Below are 13,567 nucleotides of genomic sequence, written 5' to 3' on the forward strand. Positions count from 1 at the left end.
AAAAACTTCGCAGGGTGTAAGGGGCAGAGCCCCTTATATATCCTTACAAAAAAGAGCTCGAGAAACTTCTCGAGGTTATAGGACAAAGTCCTATAAAAAAATAACCGAGGATTTCCTCGGTTATTTTTATGTCAGTGATGTAAGTTTGAATACATCCGAAGACTTGCCTATTACGATAATATGGTCGTTTTCTCTGAACACGTAGTTCGGAGAAGGCATAGGGTCTAATATATTTTCGTTTTTGATTGCGATGATGTTTACTTTGTATTTTTTTCTTATACCAAGGTCGGACATATTTTTTCCCACCCATAAATTCATTATAGGTATTTCGTAAATGGAGTATTCCGGGGTCAGCTGGATATAATCGAATATGTTCTTTGCATTATATCTTATGGCAAGTTTTTCCGCTGTGTCTCTTTCCGGATATACGACTTCGTCCGCACCTATCCTTTTTAGCAGATTCTTTTGGATATCGCTTCTCGCCTTTGTAACGACCCATTTTGCATTTAAATCTTTAAGAAGTGCGGTGATTTCAAGGGAAGCCTGAAAGTCCTCTCCTATAGCAACGAAACAGATATCGAAGTTATTTATTCCAAGAGACCTTAAAACGCCTTCCACTCTGCAGTCCCCGATTTGAGAGTCCGTAAAGTCCGAAGCAAATTCTGAAATAAGTTCTTCATCTTTATCTATTATCATTACGTCGTTTCCTAACTCCTGCATCTTCTTCGATAAATGCTTTCCGAAACGTCCCATCCCGATTACAAGTACTGATTTCATATTAATATTTCCTTTCTGTTATAAACTATCCTATTAGTATTTTTTCTGCCGGTCTTTCGACAGGCGCACATTTTTTCTTTGCAGCAAGTGTCAGCATAAGTGTAAGAGCTCCGACTCTGCCCGCATACATAAGTGCGATTATCACGCATTTTGAAGCGGCACACAGTGTGGTGGTTATACCCATCGAGGAGCCTACGGTACCTATCGCCGAAGATACTTCAAACATTATGGATATGGCAGGGAGGTTTTCAAAGTAGCATAACAGTAAGCTTCCCGCTAAAAATCCCACGAAGTATAATGTGAATACCGCACTTGCTTGTTTAACGGTATCTGCGTCCAAACGTCTTTTGAATATGGTTATATTGTTTTTATGCCTTGATGAAGCGACAGCACTCATCACTAAAACTACCAATGTAGTTGTCTTCATACCCCCTGCGGTCGAGCCGGGGCTTCCGCCGATAAGCATCAGCACTATAGTAAATATTGAGGTCCCCTGAGTTATACTTGCCCAGTCTACGGTGTTGAAGCCTGCCGTTCTCGGCGTTACGGACTGGAACAGTGATGCCAGGATACTTTCTTTCATTGAAGAGTGAACGAGCACTCCGTTTTTTGTTTCAAATAAGAAGAAGAGTACAGCCCCTCCTAATATGAGAATGGCGGAAGCGGATATGACTATCTTTGAATGAAGTTCATATCTTCTTATATGCCATTTGTTTTTTATTATATCGCTCCATACCAAGAACCCGATACCGCCGATGACTATAAGTGACATTATGGTGATATTTACTATTATGTCATCGGAATATCTCGTTAAGGAAGAAAATTCTTTAAATCTGCCCATTAAATCAAATCCTGCATTACAAAATGCCGATATGGCGTGGAACACTGCGTTATATATTCCTACCTTAAAGCCCATTTCGGGAATAAATCTTATTGACAGGAGTATTGCTCCCAGCCCCTCGAATAATATCGTTCCCTTTACTATACGAAGTATGAGTTTAACTACTCCGCTAAGCTGCATACTTCCCGCGGACTGCATCAAAAGCCTTCTTTCGTGAAGTCCTATCTGACGCTTTAAGAATATGGAAAACATGGTGATAATGGTCATGAAACCTATACCGCCGATTTGTATCAAACATATTATGACTATCTGTCCGAAAATCGACCAGTGAGTGTATGTGTCAAAGACGATAAGCCCCGTTACGCATGTTGCGGATGTGGCTGTAAAAATAGAATTTAAAAACGGAGTGAACTCTCCGCTTCTCGATGATATAGGAAGCATAAGAAGTATACCGCCTACTAAAATTGTCAGGAAAAATCCAAGTGCAATTATTTGTGTGTAAGATAATTTAAGCTTTAATTTACTTGTCATTTAATCATTTACCCATTATAAACGATCCCGTTTATATAAAGTCCTTTTAAAATCTTAATATTATTTTTATACCTTATTTGAGAATTATATCAGACAATCAATAGAAATGAAACCATTATTTAAAAATAATTTACATGGAAATTTTCAAGTCTTTTTTTATACATTTTAAGTCAAAATAATGATGTATCGCATATGAATGATATGCCTTTTATGAAGTGTATTCTATATTGTTATAAAAATAATTATATGTTATACTCCTTTATAAATAGTTTTATTAAAAACAGCTAAGGGAAATAATAAAAAATGAAAAACAAATATTTTAAGGTCGATGAAAAACTTGTAAATTTTTCCGAAGATGAAATTGAAAAGATAAATTTAAAGAGGATTGTCGCAGTATGCATATGTATACTTTTTTTTCAAATCATCAATTTGTTTAATCCGCAGTTTTACGTTCAGCGTATTTTATGGGGCGGTATGCTTTTACTGTCGCTGTCTGCGGTCGTATTCCTGATTATTATTTTAGTCGTAAAGAAAAATTCATCTTTTAAAAATATATCATTTATTTATAAATTGTTTTGGAGTATTCTTGTAATAGGAGTTTTTCCGTTTTTATACAGAGACGCTTCCATGTCCCTTATTCCGCTGAACTGCGTCGTTCTTGCGGGAGTTTTGATTTGTGCACCCATACTTAAAAACAATGATCTAAGATTTATTTATATGGTTTCCATAACAGTAAATGTCTGTGCATGTATATATGCCGGGAATATCCCTTTTCATTATTATGCAGAAGTCGTTATTATCAATATTGCCGCATATCTCCTTGCAAATAATCTGCACGGGAAATATATGGAACTTTTCGACAAACAGCGTCAGGCTTACAATGCGTATATGGACTCGGTCCTGGAACAGAAAAATCTTGAAGCAAAACTTAATGAGGCGAAAAGTGCAAATTCCGCAAAATCCGAATTCCTGTCGAGAATGAGTCATGACCTTAGGATGCCTCTCAACGGGATAATAGGGTCTTCTTATTTGGCTTTGAATGATGACATTTCCAGAGAAGAAGTGAATGATTATTTAAACAAAATAAATCAATCGGGAAAATATTTACTTTCTCTCATAAACGATGTTTTGGATATGTCCAAAATCGAAAGCGATAAAATGGAGCTTCACCCCGAGCCTTATTCCTTATCCGAGTTTTTGGATACCGTAAACAGTATCATAAGAGAGCAGTGTATCGAAAAGAATATAGATTTTGATATAGTCTGCAAGGAAGTGGATATAAAATGTGTAATGCTGGATAGGCTTCGCTTCAATCAGATATTCTTAAATCTCCTCTCAAATTCAGTCAAATTTACTCCCGAAAGGGGAAAGATAGAATTGATAATAGAACATCTGTCTAAAGATGAAAATAGAATAAAGAAGCGTTTTATCGTCAGAGATACGGGTATAGGTATGAGCAAAGAATATTTAGCACATGCTTTTGAACCATTTTCTCAGGAAAAGGCAGGGGATACTTCAGAGGGGACGGGACTTGGACTTTCTATTGTAGCTAAGATAGTAGAGCTCATGGGCGGCAGGATATATATAGAAAGTGAACCGGGAAAGGGAACCAGCGTGATACTGGAGCTGGAAGTGGATATAGTCAAAGATGTTGAAGATAATGAAGAGAAAACGGAATTTGACTTAAATAAACTCAAAGGTAAGAGAATACTTATTTTTGAAGACAATGATCTCAATATGATGATAGCAAAGACATTGCTTGAACAGAAAGGTATCACGGCAGAATGTGCCGAGAACGGTAAAATCGGCACTGATATGTACTTAAATAATGAACCTTACTACTACGACGCGGTGCTTATGGATATACAAATGCCGGTTATGAACGGACTGGAGGCTTGTAAAAAAATAAGGAGTTCAGGTAAAGCGGACAGCGAAAGTATATCTGTGATAGCAATGACGGCAAATGCTTTTGCCGAGGATATAAAAAATTCCATTGACGCGGGAATGAACGAACATCTTGCAAAACCTATAGAACCGGATATACTATATAAAACTCTATACAAACAAATATTCAAATAAAGGAAGATGAAATCATCTTCTTTTTTATATCGTGTTTAAAAGTACTTTAAGATACCTTAAATACTTTTTAATTAAACGATTATCCTTGCTATTGAATGATAAAGACTATATAATGTACACATGTGTATTTTGTCAGATTTTGCTTTTAAATATTATAACAATAAGGGAGAAAACGATATGGGAAATCAGCATGATTTAGGATCTAAGGTCAAAAATCCGATTAATTTTGAGGATAACAACGTGCTGTTGAATATAATAAATGCAGGTATATTAAATTTTAAGTTGGATGAAAATCTGACTTTTATTTGTGCTAACGATATTTTTTACAAGGATATACATTATATAAAGGAAGAATTTACTTCCCGCTTTGGTGATTTGTATAAATATTATAGGGACTATCCAAAAGATTTTAATCTTTTAAGAGGAGATTTATTATCTGCATATGATAAAGGTGAAACATCTGCTGAGGTAACTATTCGACTTCCTTTAAAAGGAGAAGGCTTTAAATGGGCACGTATTTCTCTAAGCATAACTAAAGAGGTGAATGAAGAAATCCCTGTCGTTTATGGTGTTTGTTTGGATGTAACGGATATGGTTGATAAATATAAAAAAAACGCCAAAGTAATGAATGAAAAGGCAAAGAGCTTTGAATTCATGATGGAGGAGTATGCGGGAAATATCTATATAAGTGATATGGATAATTATGAACTTTTATATTTAAATAAAACCGCTTGTACTACTTTAAAACAGCAGGCTTCAAATCTCGTTGGAAAAAAATGCTATGAAGTAATACAGGGGAGGACTTCACCTTGTCCTTTTTGTACAAATAAAATAATAAATGATAAAGAGTTCTATGAATGGGAGTATGATAATCCTCTGTTGAAGCGTACTTTCATGATCAAAAACCGCGTAATCAACTGGGAAGGCAGGAGAGCGAGACTTGAGCTTTCCTATGATATGTTCAGTACGGAATATAAGCTCGCTAAGAAAGATCAGGAAATGAATGCTATCGTAAGGACTCTTCCGGGAGGGTTTGTAAGGCTCGACGCAAGGGACTATGAAACGATACTTTGGTATGGTGCGGACTTCTTGAATTTGATCGGTTACAGCGAAGAGGAATTCGAGACGAAACTAAATTCCAAATGTACATATGTTCATCCCGATGATTATAAAAAAATCCTTCCACTCTTAGATGAATTGAAAGATATAAACGGCAGTACCGTTACTGAGATGAGGATAGTAACAGGAGACGGGAGTGTAAAAAACCTTACGATGTCTCTTTGTTATGTACCCGCAGAGGACAGCTGGGATGATATACCTTCTTTCTACAGCCTCGGAATGGACGTTACCGAAGAACGCAGGGAGCAGGAAAGACAAAGAATGGCACTGGAAGATGCGTACAAGACCGCAAAAGTCGCCAATGAAGCGAAGACGAATTTCTTATCTTCCATGTCTCATGATATAAGAACTCCTATGAATGCCATAATGGGTATGGCTGCAATTGCTCAGATAAATTCGGAAGAACCGGAAAAAGTCAGGGACTGTTTAAGTAAAATAAACATCTCAAGCAAGCACCTTTTAAGTCTTATCAACGAAGTTTTGGACATGTCAAAAATAGAAAGCGGAAAAATCAATCTTATGCTTGAAAAGGTCGACCTTGCCAAGCTTGTGGGGGATGTGGCGGATATATGCAAACCTTTGGTCAAAGAGAAAAATCTTCATCTTAAGATGAGCGTCGGCAGAGTGAAGCATGAAAAGGTGATAGCAGACGGTGACAGGCTCCAGCAGGTACTTATGAACTTGATGTCCAATGCGATAAAATATACTCCCGAAGGCGGGACTATCACTTTAAGGATAAATGAACTGTCTTCTGCCAGCGATAATATCGGGCAGTATGAATTTATATTTATAGACGACGGGATAGGTATGTCGGAGGAGTTCATCCCTCATATATTCGAACCTTTCTCACGTGCGGAAGATACGCGTATAAATAAGATACAAGGCACGGGGCTCGGAATGGCGATAACCGATAACATAGTCCGTATGATGAACGGTACCATAGAAGTTCAAAGCAGCCTGGGAATAGGAAGTAAATTTGTGGTTTCTCTTCCTATGGAAATACAAAATGAAGAAGAAATGTGCGATGAAGAGCTTGTCGGACTTCCTGTACTTATAGTCGATGATGACCAGATAGTCTGTGAAAACGCAAGTGCTCTTCTCGATGAGCTGGGTATGAGGGGGTATTGGGTACTTTCCGGGCAGGAAGCCATATTAAGTGTCATAGACGCCCATGAAAGAAGAGATGATTTCTTCGCTGTTATACTGGACTGGAAGATGCCGGGAATGGACGGCTTGGAAACATTAAAGGCACTCAGGGAAAATCTCGGAGACGATGTTCCTATAATCATAATATCAGCCTATGACTATTCCGAGATAGAGGAAGAGTTCATAAAAGCGGGAGCTGATGCATTTTTAAGCAAACCTCTGTTTAAATCGAAAATGCTTCATGTACTTCAGCTTTTCTGTACTCACAGTAAACTCATAAATGCATTTACCGAAGAAGAAAATCAAGTGGATCTGTCGAATAAGAGAGTACTGCTTGCGGAAGATAACGATTTAAATCGTGAGATAGCGATAGAACTTCTGGAAATGGAAGGCATAGAAGTAGACTCCGTTGAAAACGGGAAGAGAGCCGTCGAGATGTTTGAAGCGTCCGCTGTGGGTGACTACGGGGCGATACTCATGGATATTCAAATGCCCGTTATGAACGGTTATGACGCGACTAAAGGCATACGTGCTTTAAACAGAACCGATGCAAAGACCATTCCTATAATTGCACTTACCGCAAATGCTTTTGCCACCGATGTTGGAAAAGCCAGAAGTGTTGGAATGAATGAACATATCGCAAAACCGATAAATGTTAAGACTTTGGTAAAAGTGCTCCAGACATGGATGTGTTAATGATAAATAAATTAAAGAGCCTATGAACGAGGTGGTTTAAGGCTCTTTTTTTATATAAAATTTGTTTGGATTATTTTATAATGATTTTACTAAAGATTTGTATATTTTAAATTGTTTTGATATCTTATTTTAAAAACGAAAAACATAACTAGATTATGGATTTTTTTAAGGTGTTTATAAATTTTGATTTTGTTTTATTTATCAACTCAATAAATTTATTGAGTTGATTTTTAGAGATGAAGAATATAATATTATTTAAAATATCACCGCTTCATTTTAATTCTATATAACATAATTTGGCTTATAGACTTTCTTACAAAGTCTTTAATAATTAAAAACAGATTTTCGTAAAGGGTATTAACTAAGTTTTTAAGTAGGTCTATAGAACTCGATGTATTTAAAACAATAAAAAAAGACTGCCTAAAGGCAGTCCTTTAAATAAACTCTTCGATAAAATCCCAAACTTCATCTCTTCCCAGCTTTTCCTCTGTAGAGTAGATTATCACCTTATCGTCTTCATCTAAGCCGAGAGTCTTTTTTATGAGGTCTGTATTTTGTTTTCTCTTGTTTTTACTTATCTTATCAGCTTTTGTCAAAACCACAACGGGATATATATCATTATCAAGTATTTCATTATACATCTTTACGTCGTTTTCGCTTGGTTTGTGCCTTATATCTACAAGGAAGAATACTATGAAATCAGCATTTCTCTTCTTCAAATAATCGGTTATTATATTGGAAAATGTAGCTTTTTCGCTTTTGGATACTTTCGCATATCCGTAGCCCGGCATATCAACTATATAAAATTCGTTATTTATGATGTAGTAATTTGCAGTTCTTGTCTTTCCCGGAACGGAGCTCGTTCTGGCTAAAGACTTTCTGTTCAGCAAGTTATTTATAAAGCTGGATTTGCCTACATTGGATTTACCGATAAGTACTATCTCCAGTTTGTCCTCGGGAGGGAGCTGGTTGAACTTAGCGGCGCTTGTAAGTATTTCGGCACTTCTTATAATCATTTCTAGTCCTCTTTGAATATTATTTTATATACATCCATCATGTGCTTCACCGGTACTATTTCCAAAGTATCTTTTATATCATCGGGAACTTCTTCAAGATCCTTGACATTTTCTTTTGGTATAAGCACTTTCTTTACTCTCGCTCTTGAAGCGGCGAGGAGTTTTTCTCTTAGCCCCCCTATAGGAAGGACATCTCCCGACAGGGTTATTTCTCCCGTCATTGCGATATCTTCTGGAACGGACGTTTTTGTAAGAGCGGAAATTATAGCCGTAGCAAGGGTTATGCCCGCACTCGGACCGTCCTTTGGTGTCGCTCCTTCGGGTACATGTATATGTATATCTTTCTTTTCGTAGAAATCTTTTTCTACTTTTAACTTGTGGGCTATAGTCCTTACATATGTAAGAGCTGTCTTTGCGGATTCCTGCATTACATCTCCCAGACTTCCTGTAAGCTCGATATGACCTTTACCGTCGGTTATCACGACTTCTATTTTAAGAGTATCTCCGCCGTAGCTGGTGTAAGCAAGTCCCGTTACTTTTCCCACATGTTTTTTGTTTCCCTGCTTATCGAAAGTAAGGAGTTCTTTTCCCAAAAATTCATGAAGATTTTTAACAGTAACTTCGATTTTACCTTCTTCATCGGCTACTATTTTCTTAGCACATTTCCTGCATATCTTAGCTATAAGTCTTTCAAGCTGTCTTACTCCCGATTCCAAGGTATAATCCGTAACGATTTTTGTAAGAGCCGCTGTAGTGAAAGAAAGGTTTTCTTTTGTAAGACCGTGCTCTTCCATTTCCTTTTTTATAAGGTGTCTTTTCGCTATTTCCACCTTTTCCTTCGGTAGATATCCCGGTATCTCTATGACTTCCATCCTGTCTAAAAGAGGCGGAGGGATAGTCGCTATATTATTAGCAGTCGCCACAAACAATACTTCCGACAAATCGAATGGGATTTCAAGGTAGTGGTCGGAGAAGTTTGAGTTTTGTTCGGGGTCCAATACTTCCAATAGTGCACTGGCAGGGTCGCCCTTGAAGTCTGAACCTATCTTATCTATTTCATCCAGTAAGAATAGGGGAGTATTGCTTTTGGACTGAGCTATCCCTGTTATTATCCTTCCCGGCATAGCACCGATATACGTCCTTCTGTGACCCGTTATCTCAGCTTCGTCTCTCGTTCCGCCCACGGATAGTCTTACGAATTTCCTGTCCGAAGCCTTTGCTATCGCCTTTGCTATGGAAGTCTTGCCGACCCCCGGAGGTCCGACCAAACAAATGATAGGTCCTTTTAGAGTATCGGTAAGCTTAAGTACCGATAAGTATTCTATTATCCTTTCTTTTACTTCTTTTAGACCGTAGTGGTCTTCATCGAGTATCTTCTGAGCTTCTTTCAGATTTATGTTTGGCTTTTCTTCTTTTTCCCAAGGCAGGTCAAGTATCGTTTCGATATAAGTTTGTATAACTCCCGCTTCGCTTGAACCTACGGGGATGAGTTTCAGCCTTTCGATTTCCTTTTCTATTTTTTCCTTGAATTCTTCTTTTATGGGAAGTTTTTCAAGTTTTTCCAAATAGTTGCTGCCGGCTCCGTTCCCTTCGGGATCCTGAAGCTTTTCCTGTAAAATCTCTATTTTTTCTCTTAAATAAACTTCTTTTTGAAGTTTTTCCATTTTTTCTTTGACATCCTGCTCTATCTCGTTTTCAAGGGATAGGACAATGATTCTGTTTTCGATTATCTTATATACTTCTTTGTATCTTTCTTCACTGTCTAAAATACAGAGTATATCCTGAAATTTATCGAAGTCTACGCCAAGGGGCGGAAGCATCATATCGATAAGTTCATTTGGATTTTTTATGTTACCCAAAAATGAAAGTACCTCAAAATCATTTCCCGTCATTTTCAAAGATGAAAATTTGGAAAATTGTTCTTTTAGTACATTGGTCATAGCGATCTCTTTATCCGTTAAATTATCGTTTGAATAATTTATTATATCTCCGGTAGCAACCAAATATGGGTCGTGCTGTTCATATTTATTTATCTTAACACGGTTTAGAACCTTGACTGAAACTTTGATAGCATTGTACGGAAGTCTTATAAGATTTGTTATCTTTGCCAAAACGCCGACTTCTCTTAAATTTTCGATTTCGATTTCGTCTTTATCCGAATCTCGCTGTGCGATAAGGACTATCATGCTTTCTTCTTTTACACTTTCTTCAAGTGCCATTAAAGAAGCACTTCTCGCAACATCAAAATTAGCGTTCATTCCTGTTATCAACGATAAATCCCTCGTTGCAATGGCAGGTAAAGTCAAATTTTCCATGTTGCTGGTATATGTATCCATTATGTTTTGAATATTTGCCAATTTCGTACCTCTCTCAATTTTTTTTATAGTAAAATAATATCTAGTATAACGTACACTAAATTTATAATTACCGTTACGACATATCCGTGTAAAAGTAATTATAGTACAACGAACATCATTTTATCTCTATATCCGATAAACTATGATAAAATTCTACTTGTCATTATATATTTATTAAAACTTTATTGCAATAAAAAATAGAATATTTCTTATGTAATATCTGTAAGAATAGGAATATTTTTTATATCATGAGCTTTTGCTCATCTCCCGCAGAATATCCGACTTCGCTCTTAAGCGTTTCATAAATAAATCCGAAACCAAGGAGTATCATCATATCATCAAATGAATTATGATAAAGTGAGAATTTGAAGTTGATACTTGTTAAGTCTGTTTCTATGTACTTATACATTATATCAGAAAATCCCCAAATATTACCCCATTTTCTTCCCCAAATCAAACTATCCGTCAAATTTAAGTCAAGACTTATTTCTTTTGTGTCCTCTCCGGTTATTTTTATGTTTAGATTGCTTTCGCCTTCCATGTCATAATTTTGAAGATATATAGGCATTACTCTTTTAAGGTGTTTATATTTATAAAAAACCGATAAATCGTACGGTTTGGATACGACTTTAAATTCTATGGGAACTCTTTTGTTTTTAATTGGGTCAAAGTCGCTTAGTCCTCTTGAGTTTTCTTTGTTAAATATATCCGTTTCTATTATATAGTTTTTACTTCCTATAAAAAGCTTACTGTCTTTATTGAAAAGATAATAAATAACGAGACCGGTGTTTATATTAAAACCCGAAGACTTTTCAAAATTGTATTCCAGCAGCTTATTGGCATAATCCAGTTCGTTATCGTCATTGAAAGCGAGATATACTTTACCGTTATTAAAAGCCATGGCAGAAAGTTTTTTGTTTTTTATGTTATTAAGAGAGGTATTCACTTTGCCGTCGCTTATGATTTTGGTATAAATGCTCAGTGCTTCAAGAGAACCTAAATCCGCAAATATCCGGTCGTTTACTTCTATTATTTTGCTTCCCGTAAAGAATGTAAAAGAACATGGGGTCGATATGACGCATTTGTTATTCAAAGCTCCGTAGGGCAGGGAAAGGGGCTGCCATACGAATTCATCCAGGTCTTCTTCCTTACCTCCGCCGAATACATACCAGCCTTGTTCGTAGCTTACGCATAAATATTTCTTTATCACCGTCATCGCGGTGACGTTTCCTATTGTGCTTGCGGGGTATAGAGTAGAGCTTCTCCTGAACACATTGAATTCATTTGGGTCCGAATAAAAGACCGCTTTTTTGTCCTTCGGATGTCCCGCGGCGAATATCCTCTTACTGTAAGGGTGATATATCATCATAGTACATTTTTGTACTTCGTCCAAAGATATATTATCGTCGGTCTGACCGTCTCCGTCCTCGTCGTATTTTGTCGCCCTGTTTGAGATGTTGTCGAATAGGGAAGTGTCGTAATATTTGAGATTCGATAAATTAAATGAGATTTGATTTCCGTCATTGTCAAATCCCATTATATCCCTTTTCGCTTTATACCTAAATAGCTTTGAAGTATCTTTTGCCCATATGTTCTTTTTAGACGCGGAGTCGTATTTTTTATAGTATCTGGGAGCTAAGATGACTTCTCCCATATAGAGTTTGTTTATGGTACCGTCGAGATAAGTATAGTCATAATCTCCGATACCCATGGGGACTTCGCTTCTGTACTTGTCGATATTTATTTCTCTCCAAATAGATGTATCGTTATAGTTTGCTGTAATAAGGTTTATAAGCTTCTGCTCCTTTAAGCTTAAATAGTATTTTCCGTAGATACTTTCGCCTGCTTCTTCATGATTTACCTTTACGATACTGTTCTTAACTATATATTTTATGCCTTCGTCGCTGGTAAAGTCAAATCCGGATATCCTGTAGAATTTCCCATTGAACGAAAAATATAATCCCTTTTCCGTCTGAGCGAAGCTTATATCCGATATGTCCTTATTAATAAGCTCATAATCCCTTGCGAATATATAATATCCTCTTTCGTCTTTTAAGGGATGTATCGGATTATCATGAAATTCTTCCCACTTTTTTTTATTTGAAAAGTCCGGATTTGTTTCGTCTATGATGTATTCTCCGTGAGAGTCTTTTTCTCCCGTAGTGTCATAAACTTCATAGCAGTATCCCTCCATGTCAGCAGTATGATCCATGCTCCATTTACCGTCGTTCTCTTTTCTTTTTACTTTCTTACCTATTATGTAGTTGTCTGTAAGGGCTCTATAAAATTTATCGTAGAAGTGAACCATTTCATTTTGTTTTATAAGACATGGTTTGAATTCTTCTATTTCCAGCTCTACATCAAAATCCTTATTGGCATAGATATAACCGAAGTAATAATTTGATACGTTAAGATAATAATATTTATCCGGAAGACTTTCCTTTGGTATGACGTATCTTGCTATGAAGAAAATCCTGTTATATCCGTTTATCATGACTTCCTTTGCGAATATGAACCTTAAGTCTTTGAGCTCTATTAGTTCATCATCGCTGTCTGCCGCAAAATTTTTATCTTTAAGGAGCCTATGGAGATATAGATCCGTTCCCGACCTTTTTCCTATCCCTCCGTCAAAAGATAAGTTAGCATTTTGACATTCAGTCAGGCAGTTATCCTCAAGATATATGGGAGCTAATGTATCGTTGAGTCCGCCTTCGAAATTCTTTATTAAAAATTCCTTTTCCACTTTTTCACCTACTTTCTTAAATTAGTATAAAAAAAGATAATTTCTCTAGGGAAATTATCTTAACTTTAATTATACTTTGAATATTTTGGTTGTTCAATGAAGAGTTTTTGTTTTCTTTTTGTAAAGAAACAAACAATCAAGGGGTTTCACCCCTTAAAACCCCTATAAGGGACGCCGTCCCTTAGGAACCCTGCGAATATTTTTCCGAAGCAAAAAATATTCGATAAAATGCTTCCGCTCAATCGCCGCGGTGGCTTTTACG

At 36.6% G+C, this 13,567-nt stretch carries 7 protein-coding genes; 2 read left to right on the forward strand and 5 right to left on the reverse strand.

The window, feature by feature from the left end; translation table 11 throughout:
• Positions 1-126: 126 nt before the first annotated feature.
• Together NSA01_RS09150 and NSA01_RS09155 are read right to left on the reverse strand one after the other, a co-directional pair.
• Positions 127-777, reverse strand: a complete 651-nt coding sequence (locus NSA01_RS09150; protein WP_257481164.1) for a potassium channel family protein — start codon at positions 775-777, stop codon at positions 127-129.
• Between the two features lie 25 nt (positions 778-802).
• On the reverse strand, positions 803-2,149 hold the full coding sequence (locus NSA01_RS09155) for a TrkH family potassium uptake protein (RefSeq protein WP_257481165.1): 1,347 nt from the start codon (positions 2,147-2,149) through the stop codon (positions 803-805).
• 303 nt (positions 2,150-2,452) lie between these two features.
• On the opposite strand from NSA01_RS09155, the gene NSA01_RS09160 reads away from it, so the two are divergent.
• The gene (locus NSA01_RS09160) at positions 2,453-4,228 is read left to right on the forward strand and encodes a hybrid sensor histidine kinase/response regulator (protein WP_257481166.1); all 1,776 of its coding nucleotides are present in this window, start codon (positions 2,453-2,455) and stop codon (positions 4,226-4,228) included.
• A gap of 177 nt (positions 4,229-4,405) precedes the next feature.
• Complete coding sequence (locus tag NSA01_RS09165) at positions 4,406-7,189, forward strand: hybrid sensor histidine kinase/response regulator (RefSeq protein WP_257481167.1); 2,784 nt, start codon at positions 4,406-4,408, stop codon at positions 7,187-7,189.
• Between the two features lie 434 nt (positions 7,190-7,623).
• Here NSA01_RS09165 and yihA read toward each other — a convergent pair whose 3' ends face one another.
• The 3 genes from yihA to NSA01_RS09180 form a co-directional block, all read right to left on the reverse strand.
• Complete coding sequence (gene yihA, locus NSA01_RS09170) at positions 7,624-8,205, reverse strand: ribosome biogenesis GTP-binding protein YihA/YsxC (RefSeq protein ID WP_257481168.1); 582 nt, start codon at positions 8,203-8,205, stop codon at positions 7,624-7,626.
• A gap of 2 nt (positions 8,206-8,207) precedes the next feature.
• On the reverse strand, positions 8,208-10,562 hold the full coding sequence (gene lon, locus NSA01_RS09175; protein WP_257481169.1) for an endopeptidase La: 2,355 nt from the start codon (positions 10,560-10,562) through the stop codon (positions 8,208-8,210).
• 241 nt (positions 10,563-10,803) lie between these two features.
• Positions 10,804-13,305, reverse strand: a complete 2,502-nt coding sequence (locus tag NSA01_RS09180) for a hypothetical protein (protein ID WP_257481170.1) — start codon at positions 13,303-13,305, stop codon at positions 10,804-10,806.
• Between the last annotated feature and the right edge of the window lie 262 nt (positions 13,306-13,567).

Source organism: Anaerofustis stercorihominis (genome assembly GCF_024623185.1).
Lineage (GTDB): Bacteria > Bacillota > Clostridia > Eubacteriales > Anaerofustaceae > Anaerofustis.

Excerpts from the sequence above, each read along its gene's own strand:
- NSA01_RS09165 (WP_257481167.1), top strand. The coding sequence starts at position 4,406 with ATGGGAAATCAGCATGATTTAGGATCTAAGGTCAAAAATCCGATTAAT.
- NSA01_RS09150 (WP_257481164.1), bottom strand. The coding sequence starts at position 777 with ATGAAATCAGTACTTGTAATCGGGATGGGACGTTTCGGAAAGCATTTA.
- yihA (WP_257481168.1), bottom strand. The coding sequence starts at position 8,205 with ATGATTATAAGAAGTGCCGAAATACTTACAAGCGCCGCTAAGTTCAAC.
- NSA01_RS09160 (WP_257481166.1), top strand. The coding sequence starts at position 2,453 with ATGAAAAACAAATATTTTAAGGTCGATGAAAAACTTGTAAATTTTTCC.
- NSA01_RS09155 (WP_257481165.1), bottom strand. The coding sequence starts at position 2,149 with ATGACAAGTAAATTAAAGCTTAAATTATCTTACACACAAATAATTGCA.